The following is a 21,419-nucleotide window of genomic DNA, read 5'->3' on the forward strand; positions in this document are numbered from 1 at the left end:
ACCTGGTGGGTTGGTAAGTGCTCACAGCAGGTGGGTTGGTGGGGACCTGACGTGGGTGTCAGGTTTAGACTTCGGCGGGTGCCCGCCATCATCTCGGTCGACGATCACCTGATCGAGCCGCCTGACCTGTTCGACGGCCGCATGCCGGCGTCGCTGGCCGATCGGGCGCCGGCCGTCCACGAGGCTGACGACGGCACGCAGTACTGGCAGTTCGACGGCCAGCAGTACCCGAACGTCGGGCTCAACGCCGTGGTCGGCCGTCCCCGCGACCAGTGGAGCATGGACCCGGCCCGCTTCGACGAGATGCGGCCCGGCTGCTTCGACATCGACGCCCGTGTGGCCGACATGGACCAGGCCGGCATCTGGGCATCCGTGTGCTTCCCATCGCTGATCGCCGGGTTTGCCGGCACCGTGTTCTCGCGGTGCTCGGACCCGGAGCTCGGCCTGGCATGTGTGCGGGCGTGGAACGACTGGCACGCCGAGGTGTGGGCCGGCACGCACCCCGAGCGGATCGTCCCGCTGCAGATTCCCTGGTTGGCCGACCCGGCTGTCGCCGCGGTCGAGGTGCGAGCCAACGCCGCTCGGGGGTTCAAAGCTGTGAGCTTCCCCGAGTTCCCCACCAGAGTCGGCTGCCCGAGCCTGCGCACCGGCGCATGGGACCCGTTCTTCGCGGCGTGCGCGGAGACGGGCACGGTGCTGTGCCTCCACACGGGATCGGCGGGCTGGGCGCCGCTGTCGTCCGACGACTTGCCGTTCGAGGCGTTCCCGACCCTGTTCCCGGCCAACGCCTACCTCGCGGCCAACGAGTGGTTGTGGTCGGGCGTGCCGATCCGCCACCCCGAGTTGCGGATCGCGCTGAGCGAAGGCGGCATCGGCTGGGTGCCGATGTTCTACGACCGGGTCGACTACGTGCTCGACCACTCGGCGTCGGGCGCCGAGAGCCAGGCCTGGTCCGGCGACCTGCGACCCAGCGAGGTGGCGGCCCGCAGCTTCTGGTACTGCACGATCGACGACCCGTCGGTGATGGCCCTGCGCGAGCGGATCGGCGTCGACCACATCTGCCTGGAGACCGATTACCCCCACGCCGACTCCACGTGGCCCGACAGCCAAGCGGTCGTCGCCGCCACGCTCGGTCACTTGCCCGGAGCGGAGCGGACCGCGATCTGCGCCGGCAACGCGGCCGCGCTGTTCGGCCACCCGCTTCCTCCCGCCGGTTGGGGGACCGACTGATGCTCGATGTGCGGTTCGCGGGTGCGACGTTGGTCGACGGCACCGGCGCGCCCGCCCGGCTGGCCGACGTCGGTGTGCGCCACGGGCGCGTGGTCGCGATCCGCGACCCCGGCGCCCTCGACGAACCGGCGGTGCAGCACGTCGATGCGACCGGGCTCGTGTTGGCGCCCGGCTTCGTCGACCTGCACACGCACTACGACGCGCAGCTCTGCTGGGACCCCACCGCCAGCCCATCGCCGTTGCACGGGGTGACGACGGTGCTCGGCGGCAACTGCGGTTTCACGATCGCGCCGGCCGGCCCCGACCACGCCGACTACCTCATGCGGATGCTCGCCCGCGTCGAGGGCATGCCGATCGAGGCGCTGTCGGCCGGGCTCGCATGGGACTGGAACAGCTTCGGCGACTGGTTGGGTGGCCTCGAGGGATCGATCGCGGTGAACGCCGGGTTCCTGGTCGGCCACTCCGCGCTGCGGCGGGTGGTGATGGGCGACGACGCCATCGGCTCGCCGGCGACCCCTGAGCAGGTGGCGGCCATGGTCGCCTTGCTGCGCCGGTCGCTGAACGAAGGCGGCCTCGGCTTGTCGACGTCGCAAGCAGGCACCCACCGCGACCGCGACGGGAACCCTGTGCCGTCGCGGGCCGCTGGCCGCGACGAGCTGCTCGCGCTGGCCGGCGTGCTGGCGGACGTGCCGGGCATGTCGGTGTCGCTCGTGCCGGCCGGGAGCCTCGGCCAGTTCAGCGACGACGAGGTGCGACTCCTCACCGACCTGTCGCTCGCCTCCCGCGCGGCCGTCAACTGGAACGTGCTCGGGGTGTCGGCCGGGAACCCGGCGCAACACGAGCACCAGCTCGCCGCGTCGGACCACGCGACCGCGCACGGCGCGACCGTGGTGGCGCTCACGCTCCCGCACCGGATGCAGATGCGGCTGAGCTTGCGCTCCGGCTTCCTGTTCGACTCCTTGCCGGGCTGGGCCGAGTTCATCGGCCTACCCGTTCCCGAACGGATCGCGGCGTTGGGCGACCCCGGCGTCCGCCGGCGGCTCGACGCTGGCGCACGGTCCGACGAAGCCGGGTTGCTCAGAGCGCTGGCCGACTGGGGACGGTTCGCGATCGTCGAGACGTTCGACCCGGCCAACGCGGGGCTGGAAGGTCGCACCCTCCGCGACGTCGCAGCGGAGCGGGGCGGCGACCCGTTCGACGTGCTGTGCGACGTGGTGGTCGCCGACGACCTCCGCACCGGTCTCGATCCCCGGTTCATGGTCGACCAACCCGGCGACGCCGAAGCACGCGCCGCGGTGTGGGCCGATCCGCGCACGGTCATCGGCGGGTCCGACGCCGGTGCCCACCTCGACATGATGTGCGGCGCGGTGGCCACCACGTCGTTGCTGGCAGAAGGGGTGCGCGACCACCAGGTCATCTCGCTGGAGGAAGCCGTCCGCCAGCTCACCGACGTGCCGGCGCGGCTGTACGGACTCGATGGCAGAGGCCAAGTGCGCGAGGGGTGGCACGCCGACCTCGTCCTGTTCGACCCCGACACGGTGGCGCCCGGGCCGGTCCGCACCCGCGACGACCTGCCCGGAGGAGCCGCACGCCTCTACGCCGAATCTGAGGGGATCCAATCGGTGTGGGTGAACGGCTCGGCCATCGTGCGCGACGGGGCGTTCACGGGCTCGACGCCCGGGACCGTGTTGCGATCAGGGGGAACGTGATGGGGATCGTCGACCGGCTGAGGACCGAGGACGTCACCATCGACGCCCTGCCGCCACCGCCGACGGTGCGGTCGGTCCTCGAACGCTTCGGTCGCAAGTTCGTGACCGACTCGATCATCCCGTTCGCGCTGTTCCTCGGCCTCAACAGCTGGGTTGGGCTCGGCTGGGCGATGGTGGCCGGCACGATCTGGTCGATCGGGCTGATCGTGGTGCGACGCCGCCGCGGCGAAGCAGCTGGCGCGCTGGTGTGGATCAGCCTCTGCTTCGTGCTGGTCCGCGGCGCCGCCGGCCTGTTGACCTCGTCGGGCACCGTCTACTTCGGCCCGGGTGTGGCCACGAACTTCCTCGTGGCGCTGGCGTTCGTCGTGTCGGTGCTCGTGCGGCGCCCGCTCGTCGGCTACATCGCCCTGGTCTTCTATCCGTTCCCCGACGAGATCCGCTCGCACGACGCGTACCGCCGGGCGTTCTCCCGCCTGTCGCTGGCGTGGGCCGCGCTGCTGGTGGCCACGGGAACGGCGCAAGGCGTCGCGCTGCTCACCGCGTCGACCAACCAGTTCCTGCTGGTGCGGTCGGCCGGCTGGCCGTTCACGGCGGGGCTGTTCGTGTTCTCGCTCGGCTACCCGCGCCGCTGCTTCAAGCGGGACCCCGAGCTCGGACCGTGGGTGCTGGCCGCCGAAGGCGCGGGCGGCTGAGCCGGGGACCGGTCAGGCCCGACGGAGCTCGGCGGCGGCGTCGACGGGGTCCACCGGGTTGAAGAAGACCCCACTGCCGAGCTCGCCTGCGGCCACGAAGCGAGGGACGCCCGGTTGGCGCAGTAGCGGGGCGACGTGCGCATGCACGTGGGCCGTGGCCCAGTCGCCACCGTCGGTCGGTCGCTGGTGCCACCAGAGCATGTACGGCATCGGCGCGTCGAACAGCCGGTCCAGCCGGGTGAACACGTCGACCAACAACCCGGCGAGCGCCCGGTGCGTGGGGGCTGCGGCGGCCAAGTCGGCGACGTGCTCGATGGGGGCGAGCACCATGCCGTACGGCCAGCTCGCCGCTGCTGGCACCCATGCCCGCCACCTCTGCGCGTCGCTCACCAAGCGGTCACCCGGTTGTTCGTCGCACAACGCGCAACGGGGGCTGTCCAGCTCGGCCACGGCCGCGGGCGGCACCGCGTCGAACGCGTAGATCTGACCGTGCGGGTGCGAGATGGTGGCGCCCACTTCCGCGCCGCGGTTCTCGAACACCAGCACATACGCCACGCCGTCGCGGCGACCCAGCTCCACTGTGCGCTCCGCCCACAGCTGCACCACCCGCTCGGCCTGGTCGACGGTGAGCGACCCGAGCGACGCGTCGTGGTCGGGGCTGTACAGCACGACCTCCGCGCGCCCGTCGGGCAGCGCTGGCCAGCGGTTGGCAAACCAGCGGACGTCGTACGGCTCGGGCGCTTCGAGGCCGCCGACGCAGAACGGGCAGCCGGTGACCGGAAGGTTCGGCCGCGACTGGCGGTTGGCGATGACCACGACCGGCTCGCCGGTGAGCGGATCGATGCGTGCGTCGGGCGGCGTCGTCATCGGATGCGGTAGCGCCAGCGGTAAGTGCCCGGCCCGACCCGGTGTTCGGGGGCCACGTCGGGGCCCACCGCACCCGATCCGACCCCGCGGTGGCGGGCGTCGATCCACACCCAGCAGTCGTCCCGGGCGGGGAGGTCTTCGAGATGGTCGGCTGCGGCAACTTCGTCGTCGGTCCAACGCGCGACAGTGACGTCGAGCCCGGCCAGCTCGTCGATCACCAACCGCGGCTCGCCGCGCTCGTCGAGGATCCGCAGCCAGCGAACGCCGGTGCGGTTGCCGCTGGCTTGGGGGTGGACGTACGGCACGGGCCAGTCGTCGACCGAGGTGGTCCACCGGCCGAAGCGGGTACCGGCGCAGCGGTCGGAGTAGCCCTCGTGGGGGCCGTCGCCCGCCCACTCGACCGTCGCCGCGCCAGGGCCGACGTGCAGCCGCACACCCACCCGGGCGACCTCGCCCACCGAGTCGGGCACGGTGACCACGTGGGTGACCTCGACACCACCGTTGTCGCTGGCGTGTGACTCGGTGGTCAGCTCCGCATGGCGTGGGCCGTCGGCCAGGCCGATCGCCTCCCAGCGTTCGGCGTGGGAGTGGCCCACATCGGCGTACGTCTCGTTGTCGATCGGCGCGCGCCACAACGCCAGCGTGGGCTCGAGGTCCGCGAGCGCACGGGTCGAAGCAGGGGCCGCGCCGCGCGCCGGGGCCGGGCCGCCGGCGCGCCCGACCTCGAACTGCTCCCACGCGACCACGTGCCCGGCCGCGGCCCACGGCAGGTCGTCGAGCGTGCGGAACGTGAGGGTCAGGTGCGCGAGCTGACCCGGTGCGAGATCGGGCACGTTGACCGGCAGTTCGACACGGGTGTGGTCGCCGGGCCCGAGCGCGAGGGGTTCGAGCGCGCCGGACGTGACCGGCTCGCCGTCGACATCGAGGGACCACACCGGCTCCAGCCACGACAAGTCGACGAACGCATGCTCGTTGGTGACCCGCACCTGGCCGCGCGCCGCGTCGATCGCCTCCATCTGCACCGGCTGCACCACTTTCGCCAGCTCCAGCAGCGAAGGGTGCGGGGTGCGGTCGGCGGCAACCAGGCCGTTGCAGCAGAAGGGTCCGTCGTTGGGTTGGTCGCCGAAATCGCCGCCGTACGCGAGCCGTTCGGTGCCGCCGGGCAAGGTCTGCCACAAGGCTTGGTCGACCCAGTCCCACACGAAGCCGCCCTGCAGGCCGGGGTACGTGCGGATGGCCCGCCAGTACTCGTCGAGGCCGCCGCACGAGTTGCCCATGGCGTGGATGTACTCGCACATGATCAGCGGCTGGGCCGGCGTGGCCCGGGTGGCCCAGGACACGAGGTCGGCGACGGGCGGGTACATGGGGGCGATCAGGTCGGTCTCCGGGCGGGGCCGCGCGTACAGCTCGCCGGGGTCCGGGAACGTGCCCCCGGCGATGTCGGCGAAGAGGTCGTCGCCGATGCCGCCCTCGTACTGCACGGGCCGAGTGCCGTCCCATGCTCGCAGCCAGGTTGCGGCTGCCTGGTGGGTCGGTGAGCTGCCGCTCTCGTTGCCGAGCGACCAGATGATGACGCTCGGATGGTTCTTGTCGCGCGATGCCATCCGCTCGATGCGCTCGACGACCGCCGTGCTCCACGTCGGGTCCTTGGTGAGCCAGCGCAAGTATGCGTGGGTCTCGACGTCGGCTTCGTCGACGACGTACAGGCCGAGCCGGTCGCACACGTCGTACAAGTGGCTGTCGTTCGGATAGTGCGACGTGCGGACCGCGTTGATGTTGTGCTGCTTCATCAGCACGAGGTCGTGCTCGATCGACTCCCGCGTGACGGCTTTGCCCCGGTGGGGATCGTGGTCGTGGCGGTTCACGCCCCGGATCAGGACCGGCTGCCCGTTCACCAGCAGCTCGTGGCCCCGCACCTCGACCCGACGGAACCCGACGGTGAGGTGGACGGTGTCGAGTGGCGTGTCGTGCGCAGGTTCCGACGGGGCCCCGGGCGCGCCCGCCGTGCCTGGCCCGTCGAGCAGCGTGACCGTGACGTCGTGGAGGTCGGGCGTCTCGGCTGTCCAGGGCGCAACGCCCGGCACGGTGATCGACGCCGTCGCGTGCTGGCCGCCGAACAGCACGAGGTCGAGCATCGAGGCGTCGGCGGGCTCGATGGCCACCGGCGCGTCGACCGATTGGCCGGCCACCTCGACCCGGACACGCAAGCCCGCCGGCGCCGGCGCGGCGGGGTCGATCGCCACCGGCACCCGCACGTCGAGCCGACCGTCGCCTGTGGCGGGATCGAAGTCGGCCGTGGCGTGCACGTCTACGATGCGGGTGCGCGGCGTGGCGTACAGCGCCACCGAGCGGTGCAGGCCGGCGTGGTACCAGTGGTCCTGGTCCTCGAGGTACGTGGCGTCGGACCACCGCACCACGGAGAGCGCCACGTCGACCGTCGATCCGGGTGTGACGAAGTCGGTGACGTCGAACTCGTGGGGGAGGCGGGAGTCCTTGCCCATCCCGACCGGCTGCCCGTCGAGGTGCACGTACAGGACCGATTCGGCTCCGCCGACGTGCAACACGATGCGCTGACCGGCCCATTCGGCGGGCACGTGCACGGCTCGGCGGTAGACCCCGGTGGGGTCGTCGTCGGGCACGCGGCCGAGCGGGCCGGCGAACGGCATCTGCACGTTCGTGTACTGGGGCCGGTCGTGTCCCTGCATGGTCCAACAACCCGGCACCGCCACCGTCGACCAGTCGCCGCTCCCGAGGTCGGGGGTCGCAGTCCGAGGCCCGGCAGCGCCGACGTCGGCCGCGGTCACGGCCTCGGGACGCGGCCGCAGCGCGAACGACCAGTCGCCGTCGAGCGAGATGGCGTCGTCGAGGCGCAGGGGACTGGTCGACGGTTCGCGCCCGAAGCCCGTGACCTCAGGGGTGATCCACGACCGCGGGCCGAACGCGTCGAGCGGTCCGAGGTCGCGGGTCACGCGGTGATGCTGGTCTGCTGGCGGATGTCCCGCGACGAGACGCCCACCAGCACGTCGTACGTGCCGCTGTCGGCGACCCAGTCGTGCGAGTCGACGTCCCACCGTGCGAACGACCGGTGGTCGAGCGCGACGCGCACGTCGGTCGACTCGCCGGGGTCGAGCACCACCTTGGCGAAGCCCTTCAACTCCTTGGCGGGCCGGTCGATCCCGGCGGGTGCGTCGGTGCCGGCGGCTGCGACGTAGACCTGCACGACCTCGGCGCCGCGGCGCTCACCCGTGTTGGTGACCCGGAGCGCGACGGTGCGGTCGGTGCCGCTGCCGTCGACTCTGAGGTCGCCGATGTCGAACGTGGAGTACCCGGTGCCGTGGCCGAACGCGAAGGCCGGCTCGACCCCGTTGGCGTCGAAGTGTCGGTACCCCACGAACACGCCTTCGCCATACCTCACCTTGCCGCCCGCGCCCGGGTACCAGGTGGGGTCGGTGTGGCTCGCCACGTCGTCGATGCGGTGAGGGAAGGTGATCGGGAGGCGGCCCGACGGCTCGGCGGTACCGACCAACATCTCGGCCAGCGCGGCCGGGCCTTCCTCGCCCGGATACCACAGCATCATCAGCGAGGCGGCGCCCTCGGCGGGGGCGACGTCGACCGGCGCGCCGGCGTTCACCACGACGGCGGTGTGCGGGTTGGCCGCCACAACCGCACGCACGAGCTCGGCCTGTTCGCCGACCAGCGCGAGGCCCTTGCGGTCGACGCCTTCGGTCTCCCAGTGCGGGTTCGATCCGACCACCAGCACCACGGCGTCGGCGTCGCGGGCCGCGGCGACGGCGCGCCCGAGTGCGTCGGGGACGGCTGGGCGGTCGGCGTCGACGCGGAACCCGTTGACGGGCGCCGGCGACGACGTCAGCTCCACGGAGAGTTCGTGCGCGGTGCCGGCCGACAGTTCGACTTCGGCAGTGACGGTGGTGCTTCCCATCCCGAAGAACGACTTGGCCCGCTCGGGTCGGGTGTTGTCGATCACGACCTCGCCGTCGAGCAACAGACGGCTCGGGCCCACGCTGGCGAGGCCGAGCGTCCATGTGCCGTCGGTGTCGGGTCGGAAGGTGGTGGTGGACCGCAGTGAGAAGTTGTCGATGCCGACACCCGGCGCAGGGTCGCCGAGCGCGATGTACTCGGCCCGGCCCAACGCTTCCGCCGCGAGCGGCTCGCCCTCGTGCGTGGTGTTGGGCCAGTACTCCGTGCGGAAGCCGCCCTCGATCAGCCGCATGTCGAGCGTCGGCAGCGTGCCGTCCTTGGTGAGCCGGCAGCCTTCCTCGTGCACGACTTCGACGCCCGGCAGCCGGTCGCGCAGCTCGTCGACGAGGTCCTGGTGGCGGAACGGCACGACCACCGAGCTGCCGCCACCCCCGGTCTGCAGGGCGCGTGCGTTGGGGCCGATCACCGCGACGCGCCGCAGCCCGTCGCCGGCCAGGGGGAGCAGGCCGTCATTGCGCAGCAGCACGGTGCCGGCCGCCGCCAGCTCCCGGGCCAGGGCACGGCGCTGCGGGTCGTCGTCCTCCCGCTCGTCGTCGACCACTCGGCCGGCGAGCAGACCCGTCCGCTCCATCAGGCGTGCGATGCGCGACGCGTGCTCGTCGACCACGCCCGTGTCGACGCTGCCCTGCTTCACGGCCTCGGCCAGGTTGGGACCGAGGTACTGCGGCGGGCCGGGCATCTCGATGTCGAGCCCGGCCGTGGAGGCTTCCACCGTGCTGTGCGTGCCGAACCAGTCGGATACGACCACGCCGTCGAAGCCCCACTCGTCCTTGAGGATCCCACCGAGCAGCTCCGGGTGCTCGCCGCAGAACGTGCCGTTGAGGCGGTTGTAAGCCGACATCACGGCCCAGGCGCCCGCCTCGACGACGGCCGCCTCGAACGACGGCAGGTGCACCTCCCGGAGGGTGCGCTCATCGACCTCGGCGCTGATGGTCATGCGCTCGTGTTCCTGGTCGTTGCACGCGAAGTGCTTCACGCAGCAACCCACACCGCCGGCCTGCACCGCCGCCACATACGCCGCGGTCACGCGCGCGCTCAGGTAGGGGTCTTCGGCGAACGACTCGAACGTGCGGCCACCGAGTGGGGTGCGCGGGATGCACACCGTGGGCCCGAGGACCAAGTGGACGCCCTTGGAGATCGCTTCGTCGGCGACGGCCTCGCCGTAGCGCCGGATCAGGTCGAGGTCCCACGTCGACCCGGCGGCCATGCCGCACGGGAACGAGAGCGAGCGGCGCGTGCCGAACTGGCCACCCCGGACGCCCGACGGTCCGTCGGACATCTTGAGCCGTCCGATGCCGAGTCGTTCGATCGGCGGCAGCCGCCACACGTCGCCGCCCGCGGTGAGCGATGCCTTCTCTTCGGGGGTGAGCTCGGCCTCGAGCTCCTCGGCGTTCACGCCGTCGCCCAGATGAGGTGGTCGACCAACGCTTGCTCCCATTCGGCGCGGTGGGTGAGCTGGGGGGAGTGGTACGCGCCGTCGATGATGACCACGCGGCCGTTGGCGACACCCTTGCCCATGGCGTCGGCGTGGTCCACCAGCGGGTGGTCCTTGCTGCCGGCGAGCACGGTGGTGGGGCAGGTGATCTCGCCGAGTCGGCCGTCGACCTCCGTCCGCTCGTCGAACAAGTCGACGCCGAGACCCTTGTACGCGTACGGGTCGACCGCCGCGTCCATGACGGCCTTGCGGGCCTGCCAATCGGCGGGCGTGCGGGCGTCGATGAGGCTGCGCTCGTCGCTCGGGAGGTCCGGTCGGCCGTCGGTGGCCGGGTCGAACTTGGCGAAGTGGTCGCGGACGATGCCGACGATGTCGTCGCTCCCGAAGCCGGCCGATGTGGTGTCCATCAAGACGAGCGAATGGACGAGGTCGGGTCGGGCGAGCGTGACGCCGAGGACCACGCGACCGCCCATCGAGTGGCCGAGCAGGTCAACCGGGGGATGGGCCACCGCCTCCAGCCAGGCGATGAAGTCGGCCACCAGTTGGTCGATCGTGTAGCCGTCGAGCCGGCCGGTCTTGGTGGACTCGCCGTGGCCGCGGTGGTCGACGGTGAGCACGGGCCGGGTCGCTGCCAGCGAGGGGACCGACAGGGCGAAATCGTGCGAGGAGCCGGTGAAGCCGTGGCACAGCACCAGCTCGCGCCCCTCGTCGGGGCCGGCGCGACCGCCGGCCAAGTCGACGCCGTTGACCGTCGTGACCATGTGTCCGCTCCCCCGGTGGGACAAAATTCTAGCGATCGATAGGTTTCTTTACGGGCGGGCGCCTGTCAAGCAGAGTGACCGCCATGACCGATCTGTACGCCGACTTCCCCGACCTCCGCTTCGACCGTCCCGCCGACGGTGTGCTGCGCATCACCTTGGAGGGCCCCGGGCTGAACTCGGTGAACCCGGCCATGCACGGCCAGATCGCCGACGTGTGGCGCACCGTAGACCGCGACCCCGACACGCGCGTCGCGCTGCTGCGAGGCGCCGGCAAGGCGTTCTCGGCCGGCGGCAGCTTCGACCTGATCGACTCGATCACCGACGACTACGCCGCCCGCCTCCGCGTGCTGCGCGAGGCGCGTGACCTCGTGTTCAACGTGATCGACTGCTCCAAGCCGATCGTGTCGGCGATGCACGGACCCGCTGTCGGCGCCGGCCTGGTGGCGGGGCTGCTGGCCGATGTGTCGGTGGTGGGACGGACCGCCCGCATCATCGACGGCCACACCCGTCTCGGCGTCGCCGCCGGCGACCATGCAGCCATCTGTTGGCCGCTGCTGTGCGGGATGGCGAAGGCGAAGTACTACCTGCTCACGTGCGACACGCTCACCGGCGAGGAGGCCGAACGCATCGGGTTGGTGTCGATCTGCGTCGACGACGACCAGGTCCAGGAGCGAGCGTTGGCGGTGGCCGTCCAGCTCGCCGGCGGCGCCCAGGCCGCGATCCGTTGGACCAAGCACACGCTCAACCACTGGTACCGGTCCCAAGGCGCCGTCTTCGACGCGTCGGTGGCGTACGAGTTCCTCGGCTTCGGCGGCCCCGACGCCCGCGAAGGCCTCGCCAGCCACGTCGACAAGCGCGACCCCCACTTCACCGGCCCCACCTCCGAATGAGGAGGTCGGCCTCCGCCCCGATCGTGGGGGGCCTGGCCTCCACCCCGATCGTGCTGTGAGCACTTCGCCACGTCCTGGGTGGTCAACTGCTCACAACAGCGGTTGTTGTTGTGGGTGGGATGGGTGGGAGATGGGTGAGGTGGGTGGGCGGCGTCAGGTGCGGTGGCGACAGGTGCGGTGGCGTCAGGTGAGGTGGGGGATGACGTCGCGGCCGAAGCCGTCGAGGGTGGCGACGTCGGCGAAGTCGGTGAACCAGGCGTACGTCCGCTCGACGCCTCGCGCGGCGAGCGACTGGAGCTGGTCGACGAGCTCGGGGCCGGTGCCGGACAGCCGTCCCCGGCCCATGTCGGCGAACCGTGCCGCGGCCTTGCCCTCGACGTCGGCCCGCTGGGTCTCGCTCGGGATGTACGTGACCATCTGCTGGACCGACACCCGTGCGGAGCCGGCGAGCGGGCGCCGTTCGTCGAGCCGCCTGACCTCGTGGATCGGCAGGTTCCACCACGTGGCGTGCTGGGCGACGAGCTGCATCATGCGAGGCCCGGCCGCGCCGATGACGATCGGCACCGGCGCGGTGGGGACGGGGAGCTGGTGGCCGTGGTGGATGTGGTGGAACGTGCCGTCGTAATCGAACGGCTCGCCCGACCACAGGCCCTTCAGGACGTCGAGGGTCTCGCCGAGGCGGGTCACCCGGTCGCCGGCCGACCTCGGCGTGATGCCGTACAGCCCGAACTCGGTGGGCACCGACCCGGCGCCGATGCCGAGCTCGAAGCGTCCGCCGGACGCGTGGTCGAGGGCCACCACCTGCTGGGCCAGCACCGCGGGTTGGCGGAAGGCGTCGCACAGCACGAGGTGGCCGACCTTCAGCGTGGCCGTGTGGGCGATGAGCCACTGGGCCGTGAACATCGCCTCGTACATCGGGTGGCCCGACGCGAGCGGCGGCTCGAGGTGGTCCATCAGCGCGATCCCGGCGAACCCGGCGGCCTCGGCGGCGCGTGCTCTGTCGGCCAGATCGTCGAGCGACATCCGCATCTGCGGCAGGAAGACCCACACCTCCATCAGCTGCTCCGCTCGCCAGACCGGACTCGCTCGAGGAACGACACGACGGCATCGTTGAACGAGTCGTTGCGGTCACCGGCCACCATGTGCCCCGCGCCGGCGACGTCGGCGAACTCGGCGTGCGGGACGAGCTCCAGCAGCTCCTTCGCCCCTTGTTCTGACAGCAGGTCGCTCATGCGGCCGCGCACCAACAGCGTGGGGACGGTGAGGTTGCGAGCGGCTTGCTGGAGGCGGTCGGGCCGCAGCATCGACGACCGGGTCTCATCGTCGGAGCCGAGCGGGCCGCGGATGAAGCGTGGGTCCCAGTGCCACACCCAGCGCCCGTCCTTGCGTTGGCGCAAGTTCTTGCGGAGCCCGCTCAGGTCGTTGGGGCGGGGGCGGTGCGGGTTGTACGCGGCCACCGCGTCGGCTGCTTGTTCCAGCGTGGCGAAACCGTCCGGCGCGCCGTTCATGAAGTCCTTGATGCGGTCGACCCCGGCCGGCTCCACTCGCGGGGCCACGTCGACCAGAACCAGCCCGGCCGCCAGCGGTCCGTCGTCGGGCGACGCCTCGCCGATGGCCACCAGCGACGACAGGCCGCCGAGCGACGCACCCACCAGCACCGGTGGCGTGGCGAACGATCGGGCCACCGTGGCGACGTCGCCCGAGAAGGCGTCGATCGAGTAGTCGCCGTCCTCGACCCAGTCGCTCTCGCCGTGGCCGCGGAGGTCCATCGTGTAGGCGTGCCACCCGTTGGACGCCAACGTGGCGAGGGTGGTGCCCCACGCATGGCGGGTCTGGCCCCCACCGTGGAGCAGCACCACCGGGTGGCCGGCCGGGTCACCTGCGACGTCGGCCACGAGACGGTTCCCGTCCCGGCCGGTGAGTTCGGTCTTCTGCGTCACCAGACCGTTTTAGTGGCCCCTTCCGTTCTGGGCTGCTTTCTACGCGTCCCAACGCGTCGTTTTCAGCCCAGAACGGGTGAGCGTACGATGGCGGGGCGTACATGACACGCGTGTCAGCATTGGCTTCGGGGGAGACGACGATGGCCTACCGGATCGGGATCGATGTCGGCGGGACCTTCACCGACTGCGTCCTGTGCCGCGACGACGGCTCCGTGGTGCTCGAGAAGGCTCCCACCACACCGGCCGACCAGAGCGACGGGGTGCTCGCCGGGCTCGGACAGCTCGCGGCGGTCGAAGGGCTGTCGGTTGCCGAGCTGCTCGACCGCACGCACACGATCGTCCACGGCACGACCACGGGCGACAACACGATGATCCAGATGTCGGGCGCGCCGGTCGGCTTGCTGGTCACCGAAGGGTTCCGTGACGAGATCGAGTTCCGCCGCTGCTACAAGGAGGACATCTGGGACCCTTCGCTGCCGCCGCCTGATCCCATTGCCCGGCGTCGCGTGCGGCTCGAGATCCCCGAGCGGATGACGGCCGAGGGCGACATCGAGACGCCGCTCGACGAGGGGGCGGTGCGCAAGGCCACCGTGCGGCTGCGCGACTTCGGCGTCACCTCGATCGCGGTGAGCTTCCTGCACAGCTACCTCAACCCTGCGCACGAGCGGCGCGCCCGAGAGCTCGTGCTCGACGAGTTCCCCGATGTCGAGATGATCTCGCTCTCGCACGAGGTGCTGCCCAAGCCGCCGGAGTTCGAGCGCACGTCCACCACGCTGGTGAACGCCTACGTCGGCCCGCCCATCGCCAAGTACCTCGGCCGGTTGGCCGCCCGGCTGCGGGAAGCGGGTTACCGCGCGGAGCTGCTGATCGCCACGTCGGCCGGCGGCGTGACCACCGCGGAGCAGGCCTCGGCGCGTGCCGTCGCCACGATCGGGTCGGGACCGACCGGCGGCGTCACGGCCGCGGCCCGATCCGCGCGCGAGGCCGGCCTCGGCGACGTGGTCAGCGTCGACATGGGCGGTACCAGCTACGACCTGTGCCTGATCCGCGCCGGCCATCCCGAGGTGAAGCTCGACTGGAACTGGCGACACCGGTACTGCATCGCCATCCCGATGGTCGACATCGCAGCCATCGGCGCGGGCGGCGGGTCGATCGCCTGGGAGGAAGGCGGCGTGCAGCACGTGGGCCCGCAGTCGGCGGGCAGCGAGCCCGGCCCGGTCTGCTACGGCCGGGGCGGCACCGAGCCCACCGTCACCGACGCCGACCTCGTGCTCGGCCGGCTCGACCCGTCGTCGTTCGCCAACTCCCGCATGACGCTCGACGTCGGCGCAGCACGCGCGGCGCTGGCGAAGCTGGGCGAGCAGTTGGGGCTCGACGGGCTCGGCGCCGCGCAGGCCACTGTCCGGCTCGTCGACGCGCTGATGGCCGACGCGGTCCGCCGCGAGCTCTCCCTCGCCGGTGCCGATCCGCGTGACTTGTCGCTGGTCGCGTTCGGCGGGATGGGCGCGGTCCACGCCACGACGCAAGCCGCGCTGCTCGGCATGCGCCAGGTGCTGGTCCCGCGCGGCGCGGCCGGCCTGTCCGCTGCGGGGCTCCTGTCGGCCGATCATGTCGTCGACGACCAGCGCGGCCACGTCACCCCGTGGCGCGAAGCCGACCTCTCCGTGCTCACCGCGCTCGCCGACGAGCTGCGCGCCGGTGCCACCGAGGAGCTGCGCACTGCGGGGGTGCCCGACGAGCGCATGCGGTTCAACTGGTCGCTGCTGCTCGTGTACCCGGGCCAGACGTTCGACGTCCCGATCCCCGTCGATGACCCGTTCGACGTCGAGGGTGCGGTCACCGAGTTCCACCGCCGCAACGAGGAGGCCCGGCTGATCGAAGCCCGCGCCCAAGAACCGATCCTGCGCGGGGTGCGCCTCACCGCCGTCGGCGAGGTCGACAAGCCTGCCACGCCCGCAGTCCCGCCGGCCGCCACCTCGCTGGAGCCGATCGCCCGGCGCGACATCTGGCTCGAGGGCGAGTGGCGCCGAGACGCGCCGGTCTACGACGAGGCCGCCATGGCGCCGGGTTCCGCCGTGACGGGTCCGGCCGCGGTCCAAGGCCCGTTCACCACCGTGATCCTCCGCCCCGGCGACCGCGCGGAGGCCACCGCGGCTGGCGACCTGTTGATCGACGTCGCCCCGCTCGTCACCGCGTAAGGCGGCCTCACGCCGGTCCTGCGGTCAGCCCCGGCCCCGGCAGTCAGCCCCGGTCCCGGCAGTCAGCCCCGTCCCGGCAGTCAGCCCCGTCCCGGCGGTCAGCCCCGGTCCCGGTGGTCAGTCCCGGTCCCGGTGGTCAGTCCCGGTCCCCGCAGTCAGGCGGTCCCGGTGGTCCGGCGGCCAGCCCCGGTCCCGGTGGTCCGGCGATCAGGGCTCGGACTTGGCGGCGTCGAGCACCGGCGGCGCGTTGCGCCAGTCGTCGAGACCGTCCTCGGGGAGGCCGACGGGGTAGCGGTGGTCGTGCACCCATGCCCAGTGCGCGTGGTTCAGCTCGTGCAGCGTGAAGCACGCGTTGAGCGCGTTGTGGAAGCCCATGTTGTCGACGGTCTGGTTGACCGACTCCTTGACCAGCAAGGCGGCCATGGTGGGCATCTTGGCGATGCGCCGGGCGAAGTCGAGCGTCTTGTCGGCGAGCTGGTCCTCCGGGAAGATCTTCGAGACCATGCCGAGCTGGTACGCCTCTTCGACGTCCATGGAGTCGCCGGTCAGCAGCAGCTCCTTGGTCTTGCGGGGACCGAACTCCCACGGGTGGGCGAAGTACTCGACGCCGCACATGCCGAGACGGGTGCCCACGACGTCGGCGAACTTCACCCCTTCGGCCGCGCAGATCAGGTCACATGCCCACATCAACATCAAGCCGGCGGCGAACACCGTGCCGTGCACCTGGGCGATGGTGATCTTGCGCAGGTTCCGCCAGCGTCGGGTGTTGTCGAAGAAGTAGTGCCACTCCTGCAACATCAGCCGCTCTGCGCCATCGCGGGTGCCGCCGTTGATCTGGTACGAGGGGTGCTGGTTCGGTCCCGGTGCGCCCTCTTCGCGCGACACCGACGAGCCGACGTCGTGGCCCGACGTGAACATCGGGCCCATGCCGCCGAAGATCACGACGCGCACGGTGTCGTCGGCCTCGGCACGCAAGAAGGCGTCGTTGAGCTCGACGAGCATCCCCCGGTTCTGCGCGTTGCGGGCCTCGGGTCGGTTCAACATGATCCGGGCGATCGTGCCCTCGTCGAGGGTCTCGTACGTGACGAACTTGTCAGACATCAGGGTCCTCGTCAGACATCAGGAACGGCGTTGCTTGCGGAGTAGCTCGGTTGCTTCGGTATCGACCGCGAGGTCCATGGCATCGAGCGTGCCGATTACTACGACACCGTAGTCACGGCGCGCGCCCTCCACGGAGACGTACTCGTCCCACACGTCGTCGAGCACCGCCGCCGGATCGCGGTCGAGCGGGTCGCCCCAACCGCCGCCGCCGCCGAACTCATAGACGAGTTGCTCGCCGGTCTCGAGCAGCACGTTCGCCACGGCCGGCGCCACTTCCAGGTCGCCTTTCAGCACGCACTTGTCGGGCGTGCCCGGCGCGCCGCCCGCAATGCCCGGATGGAGGTGTTTGCGGTTCACCACGTACTGGTTGACGTACGTGGGCGTGCGGGCTTCCTTGATGAACAGCGACCCGCAGCCTCCGCGCCACTGCCCGGCACCGCCCGAGTCGGTGCGGAAGTTGCGGCCGCGCAGGATGTGGGGGAACAGGCCCTCGTTGATCTCGGCGCTGGCCTTGATGAGGTTGCCCATCGAGGCCACCATCGCGCCCCACCCGTCGACGCCTTTGACCCCATTGACCCAACCGGCCGCGATTTCGCCGCCGTGGTCGAAGAACGGCTTGCCGGTCCGGGGGTCGAGGTCGCCCCACATCTGGCGCGGGCTGCCGAACTTGTACGTCTGCGGGCAGCAGCGCTCCGGGATGATCTGCGACAGGGCCACCGCGATGATGTCGCTCACCTCGACGCCGGGATGGTGCGTGCCGCTCGACACCGGTTTGCCCTCGGGCGGGTTGACGCACGTGCCCTTCGGCGCGCGGATCTCGATGCGGTCGAAGAAGCCCTCGTTCTTGGGGATGGCCGGGTCGACCATGCTGGCGATCTGCGAGATCACGTTGCCGCGGGTGTTGCCGTACGTCGACCACGCCTGGATGTGGGGACGGTCGTCGGACCCGGTGAAGTCGACGATCAAGTGGTCGCCCTCCACCGTGACCGCCACGTGCACGTGGATGTCCTCGTTGCCCGCAGGATCGGCGTCGACGTAGACGTCGGCTTCGTAGACCCCGTCGGGCCAACGGGCGATCTCCGCGCCGAGGCGACGGCTGGCGTCCGCGATCGTCCAGTCGACGGTGGCGCGCACCGCGTCGGCGCCGTAGCGGTTGACCACGTCGGTGAGCCGCTCGACGCTGAGCTGCGCGGCGCCCACTTGCGACCGCAGGTCGCCGATGAACCCGCCGAGGCGGTTGTTCGCCCGCATCATGTCGATGACGTCGCGCCGCTCTCTGCCGCCGTCGATGATCTTCATGGCGGGGTAGCGGGTGCCCTCGGACCAGATGTCCTTGGCGAAGACGTTGTAGCCGCCGGCCATGGCCCCGCCCGTGTCGCCGTGGTGGCACTGGATCGACGCGAACAACAGCAGCTCGCCGCTGTCGTCGAACACCGGCGCGAACACGTTGAAGTCAGGGAGGTGGCCGCCGCCGTGATACGGGTCGTTGGCGACGAGCACGTCGCCCGGCACGATCTCGTCGCCCAGGAGCTCGAGCGCGTACCGCACCGGCAACGTGCTCGACAGCATGAACTGCGGGATCCCCACCGACAGCGCCGCCAGGCGTCCCGTCGCGTCGAGAATCGTGGCGTTGCGCTCATTGGACTGATTGAGGATCGGCGTCGTGGCCGTACGCGACACGTACGTCGCCATCTCGAAGCACACGGTCTCCATGGCCGAGCGGATGACCTGCATGGTGACCGGGTCGTTGCCCGCGCCCTGCGCGACTGCCGGGCCGGTGGCGGGGTTGGTGTCGGCGGTGTGAGGGGTGGCGTGGGTGGGGCCGGTGGCGGGTCCGGGCGCGTTGGCGGCGTGCCTTGCGCCGGTGTTCTGGCCCGTTCCGCGGTCGGTGTCGGTCATGCGGGCGCCCCCTTTTGGCCCTCGATCCCGTGTCTGACACTAGCGTCAGCTTTGTGACCCTGGACGAGCTCATGGCCGCCGCGCCCCGCAGCGATGGACCCGTCCTGGTCGATCGCGACCATGCCCTCACCCGTGACGACCTCGACGCCGCGGTGGCCAGCGCGGCTGCGGACCTGGTGGACCGTGGCGTCGGACGAGGCGACCGGGTGGCCTGGCAACTGCCCAACTGCGTCGACGCCGTGATCTGGACCCGAGCGTGCTGGCGGATCGGCGCGATCGCCGCACCCCTTCACCACCTGGCCGGCGCGAGCGAGATCGAACACCACCTGGCCGTCCTCGACCCCACCGCGATCCTCGGCCCGCCACCGCCGAAATCCTCCGATTCGTGCAGAAGTGGCGGAATAGCAGCCATTTCTGCACGAAGAGTCGCGGGCGAAGGCGGGTCGCCGGAGGACGACCTGGCCGTGGTGCTGTTCACGTCGGGCTCGACAGGCTCGGCCAAAGCGGTGCTCCACACCCATCGGGCACTCGTCTACAAGTCGCAGCTCATGTGCGACGTGCACACGCTCGGCCCGACCGACGCGGCCCTCGTGCCGTCGCCGATCGCCCACATCTCCGGGATGCTCAACGCCATCTTGGTGCCCGGTGCGGCGGGGATGCGGGTGGTGCTCATGGAGAAGTGGGAGCCAGGGCGAGCCCTCGACCTCATCGAGGAGCACCAGATCACGTTCATGATCGGTCCGCCCACACAGTTCATCGGCCTGATGGACCATCGCGCCTTCACCCCCGAGCGGGTGGCGTCGATGCGGGTGATCTCGACCGGTGCAATGGGGGTGAGCCCGTCGTTCGTCGAGCGGGCGAGCGACGCGTTCGGCGCCCACGTGAAGCGGGCGTACGGCTCGACCGAAGCCCCCACGGTCACCACGTGCCACGCCGACGACCCGCCCGAGCGATCGGCGACCTCCGACGGCCGAGCGATCGGCGACGCCGAGGTGCGCATTGTCGACGGTGAGGTCTGGGTGCGCGGGCCCGAACTGTTCGCCGGCTACGCGGACCCCGCCCAGACAGCCGAGGTCATGCGCGACGGCTGGTTCCGCACCGGCGACCTCGGCGTGCTCGACGACGGTCGCTGGCTGCGCATCACCGGTCGGGTCAAGGACCTCATCATCCGGGCCGGCGAGAACATCGCACCTGCCGAGGTCGAGGCCGTGCTCGAGCTGCACCCGTCGGTCGCCCAGGCCGTGGCGGTCGGCTACCCCGACGACACGTACGGCGAGCGGGTGGCCGCCTTCGTGGTCCTTGCCACCACCGCCGAGCCCGCCGCCGACGCAGCCGGTGGGTCGGGGGTGTTCGACGTCGCGGCGTGCCGCGAGTGGTTCGCCGAGCAAGGCGTCGCCAGATTCAAGACGCCCGAGCGGGTGATCGTCCTCGACGAACTGCCCGTGCTCGGCATCGGCAAGCCCGACCGCGCCCGTCTCCGTCGCCTCGCCGCCGACCTGTCGACCGGCTGACAGCCAGTCCGCCCTTCGTCTGTCGCCGGGTCGCCGCCCTTCGCCGGTCGCCGGTCGCCGCCATTCGTGTGTCGTCGGGTCGCCGCTGTCCGGCGGGCGAAACGCTCGCATGATTGGCTCTTTTCTTTCGGATTCCGACACCAACGAGCCAATCTGCCGGCCGTGGGGCGGCGGGGCGGCGGCCGCGGGGCCGCGGGGCCGCGGGGCCGCGGGGCCGCGGGGCGGTGGGCGCGGGGCCGGTCAGGCGGCGGGCACGCGCAGGCGGCGAAGGTCGCGCACGGTGGCGGCTCGTAGGCGGGTCACCATCGTCCAGGTCAGGCGGACGACCCGGTAGCCGTGCAGTGCGGCGAGGTTGTCGCGGCGACGGTCGTTCTCGAAGTCGGCGACCCGCTGATGCCAGGCTCGCCCGTCGCCCTCGACGATCACCCGCTCGACCTCGAGCAGCACATCGACCCGCTCCGGCCCCTCCGGCCACCAGGGTGGTGCCGCCTCGAACCGTGCGTCGTGGAATCCCGCGAGCCGCAACACCTCCCGCAGTCGACGTTCGAGCGCGCTCATCGACGGGGCTTCCGCCTCGAGCAACTGCGTGACGACACGCTGCAAGGTGGCGGCCCCTCGCAGGCGTCGCACTCCCGCGAGTTGGGCACGGCGCTGCAGCTCGCCGGGGTCGAGGCCGTGGTGCAGCAGCGCCGTCTCCACCGTGCCCAGGAGGCGAGGCGCGGGGAGCACACCGGCGAGGTCGACGACCGTCTGCGGAAGGTCGGTGACGCGAATGTGGTCGATGACCGTCGAGGTGACCTCGTCCCGGCGGCGCACGGTGGCCCGCGGTGTGCGGTGGTGGCAGCCACGTGGGACGGTGATCTCGGGTCGCCCGGGACCGAACCCGAGGCCATGCAGGCTTGCCGACGGGCGGCCCGACACCATGGCCTCGGGATGGCCGAGCTCCGCGATCTTCAGCTGCCGTTCCCACGTGGGGTCACTTCCGGCGAAGACCAGCACACCCCGGTCGACGGGAAGCCACAGCCCCGCGTTCACGCGCCGGCGGAGCAGGCTGTTGCTGGCACCCATCGCCACCACCTGCCGGGTGGCGAATGCGCCATGTTGCCGGCGCGCCAAGGACGCCACCTCGTGGTCGACCTCTCGCTTCGTCATCGGCCCACCCTGCCCGCCACCTGTGACAGTCGGCG

Annotated in this window: 15 protein-coding genes; 6 read left to right on the forward strand and 9 right to left on the reverse strand. The window is 71.3% G+C overall.

Annotated features, from left to right (window positions below):
* Positions 1–78 precede the first annotated feature (78 nt).
* Genes VHA73_10660 through VHA73_10670 form a run of 3 tightly spaced genes read left to right on the forward strand, consistent with a single transcriptional unit; the run spans position 79 to position 3,631 of the window.
* Positions 79–1,230 carry an amidohydrolase family protein gene (locus VHA73_10660; protein HVX18480.1) on the forward strand — a complete coding sequence of 384 codons (1,152 nt, stop codon included), beginning with the start codon at positions 79–81 and terminating at the stop codon, positions 1,228–1,230.
* Positions 1,230–2,939 (forward strand): amidohydrolase family protein, encoded by a 1,710-nt coding sequence (locus VHA73_10665; GenBank protein ID HVX18481.1) that lies wholly within the window; start codon positions 1,230–1,232, stop codon positions 2,937–2,939. Before VHA73_10660 ends, VHA73_10665 begins: the two co-directional genes overlap by 1 nt.
* On the forward strand, positions 2,939–3,631 hold the full coding sequence (locus VHA73_10670; GenBank protein ID HVX18482.1) for a VC0807 family protein: 693 nt from the start codon (positions 2,939–2,941) through the stop codon (positions 3,629–3,631). Before VHA73_10665 ends, VHA73_10670 begins: the two co-directional genes overlap by 1 nt.
* Before the next feature lie 12 nt (positions 3,632–3,643).
* On the opposite strand, the gene galT is transcribed toward VHA73_10670, so the two are convergent.
* Genes galT through VHA73_10690 form a run of 4 tightly spaced genes read right to left on the reverse strand, consistent with a single transcriptional unit; the run spans position 3,644 to position 10,693 of the window.
* The gene (gene galT, locus VHA73_10675) at positions 3,644–4,498 is read right to left on the reverse strand and encodes a galactose-1-phosphate uridylyltransferase (GenBank protein ID HVX18483.1); all 855 of its coding nucleotides are present in this window, start codon (positions 4,496–4,498) and stop codon (positions 3,644–3,646) included.
* On the reverse strand, positions 4,495–7,467 hold the full coding sequence (locus tag VHA73_10680; protein ID HVX18484.1) for a glycoside hydrolase family 2 TIM barrel-domain containing protein: 2,973 nt from the start codon (positions 7,465–7,467) through the stop codon (positions 4,495–4,497). The genes galT and VHA73_10680 overlap by 4 nt, the downstream gene beginning before the upstream one ends.
* Entirely contained in the window at positions 7,464–9,893 is a 2,430-nt protein-coding gene (locus VHA73_10685) for a glycoside hydrolase family 3 C-terminal domain-containing protein (protein HVX18485.1), read from the reverse strand. The genes VHA73_10680 and VHA73_10685 overlap by 4 nt, the downstream gene beginning before the upstream one ends.
* Positions 9,890–10,693 carry an alpha/beta hydrolase gene (locus VHA73_10690; GenBank protein ID HVX18486.1) on the reverse strand — a complete coding sequence of 268 codons (804 nt, stop codon included), beginning with the start codon at positions 10,691–10,693 and terminating at the stop codon, positions 9,890–9,892. The genes VHA73_10685 and VHA73_10690 overlap by 4 nt, the downstream gene beginning before the upstream one ends.
* An 83-nt stretch (positions 10,694–10,776) precedes the next feature.
* Here VHA73_10690 and VHA73_10695 point away from each other — a divergent pair, with 83 nt between their 5' ends.
* A complete protein-coding gene (locus VHA73_10695) occupies positions 10,777–11,583 on the forward strand; it encodes an enoyl-CoA hydratase/isomerase family protein (GenBank protein HVX18487.1) in 807 nt (268 codons plus the stop codon).
* A gap of 183 nt (positions 11,584–11,766) precedes the next feature.
* On the opposite strand, the gene VHA73_10700 is transcribed toward VHA73_10695, so the two are convergent.
* Both VHA73_10700 and VHA73_10705 read right to left on the reverse strand, forming a co-directional pair.
* Complete coding sequence (locus VHA73_10700; protein ID HVX18488.1) at positions 11,767–12,639, reverse strand: LLM class flavin-dependent oxidoreductase; 873 nt, start codon at positions 12,637–12,639, stop codon at positions 11,767–11,769.
* Complete coding sequence (locus VHA73_10705; protein HVX18489.1) at positions 12,639–13,523, reverse strand: alpha/beta hydrolase; 885 nt, start codon at positions 13,521–13,523, stop codon at positions 12,639–12,641. The genes VHA73_10700 and VHA73_10705 overlap by 1 nt, the downstream gene beginning before the upstream one ends.
* Positions 13,524–13,624: 101 nt before the next feature.
* Here VHA73_10705 and VHA73_10710 point away from each other — a divergent pair, with 101 nt between their 5' ends.
* On the forward strand, positions 13,625–15,721 hold the full coding sequence (locus VHA73_10710; protein HVX18490.1) for a hydantoinase/oxoprolinase family protein: 2,097 nt from the start codon (positions 13,625–13,627) through the stop codon (positions 15,719–15,721).
* 207 nt (positions 15,722–15,928) lie between these two features.
* Here the strand turns inward: VHA73_10710 and VHA73_10715 are convergent, their stop codons facing one another.
* Together VHA73_10715 and VHA73_10720 are read right to left on the reverse strand one after the other, a co-directional pair.
* Positions 15,929–16,822: an enoyl-CoA hydratase gene (locus VHA73_10715; GenBank protein HVX18491.1), complete on the reverse strand. Its 894-nt coding sequence runs from the start codon at positions 16,820–16,822 to the stop codon at positions 15,929–15,931.
* A gap of 18 nt (positions 16,823–16,840) precedes the next feature.
* The gene (locus tag VHA73_10720) at positions 16,841–18,721 is read right to left on the reverse strand and encodes a hydantoinase B/oxoprolinase family protein (protein HVX18492.1); all 1,881 of its coding nucleotides are present in this window, start codon (positions 18,719–18,721) and stop codon (positions 16,841–16,843) included.
* Positions 18,722–18,774: 53 nt separating this feature from the next.
* Between VHA73_10720 and VHA73_10725 the strand changes: the two genes are divergently transcribed.
* A complete protein-coding gene (locus tag VHA73_10725; GenBank protein ID HVX18493.1) occupies positions 18,775–20,232 on the forward strand; it encodes an AMP-binding protein in 1,458 nt (485 codons plus the stop codon).
* A 240-nt stretch (positions 20,233–20,472) separates the two neighbouring features.
* On the opposite strand, the gene VHA73_10730 is transcribed toward VHA73_10725, so the two are convergent.
* Positions 20,473–21,384: a type IV toxin-antitoxin system AbiEi family antitoxin domain-containing protein gene (locus VHA73_10730; GenBank protein ID HVX18494.1), complete on the reverse strand. Its 912-nt coding sequence runs from the start codon at positions 21,382–21,384 to the stop codon at positions 20,473–20,475.
* Positions 21,385–21,419: the final 35 nt, after the last annotated feature.

It is taken from the genome of Acidimicrobiales bacterium, assembly GCA_035547835.1.
Taxonomy (GTDB): Bacteria; Actinomycetota; Acidimicrobiia; order Acidimicrobiales; family Iamiaceae; genus DASZTW01.

Bases quoted from the DNA above. Each gene is read 5' to 3' on its own strand.
- VHA73_10665 (HVX18481.1), top strand. From the start codon at position 1,230: ATGCTCGATGTGCGGTTCGCGGGTGCGACGTTGGTCGACGGCACCGGC.
- VHA73_10670 (HVX18482.1), top strand. From the start codon at position 2,939: ATGGGGATCGTCGACCGGCTGAGGACCGAGGACGTCACCATCGACGCC.
- galT (HVX18483.1), bottom strand. From the start codon at position 4,498: ATGACGACGCCGCCCGACGCACGCATCGATCCGCTCACCGGCGAGCCG.
- VHA73_10690 (HVX18486.1), bottom strand. From the start codon at position 10,693: ATGGTCACGACGGTCAACGGCGTCGACTTGGCCGGCGGTCGCGCCGGC.
- VHA73_10695 (HVX18487.1), top strand. From the start codon at position 10,777: ATGACCGATCTGTACGCCGACTTCCCCGACCTCCGCTTCGACCGTCCC.
- VHA73_10700 (HVX18488.1), bottom strand. From the start codon at position 12,639: ATGGAGGTGTGGGTCTTCCTGCCGCAGATGCGGATGTCGCTCGACGAT.
- VHA73_10710 (HVX18490.1), top strand. From the start codon at position 13,625: ATGACACGCGTGTCAGCATTGGCTTCGGGGGAGACGACGATGGCCTAC.
- VHA73_10715 (HVX18491.1), bottom strand. From the start codon at position 16,822: ATGTCTGACAAGTTCGTCACGTACGAGACCCTCGACGAGGGCACGATC.
- VHA73_10720 (HVX18492.1), bottom strand. From the start codon at position 18,721: ATGACCGACACCGACCGCGGAACGGGCCAGAACACCGGCGCAAGGCAC.
- VHA73_10730 (HVX18494.1), bottom strand. From the start codon at position 21,384: ATGACGAAGCGAGAGGTCGACCACGAGGTGGCGTCCTTGGCGCGCCGG.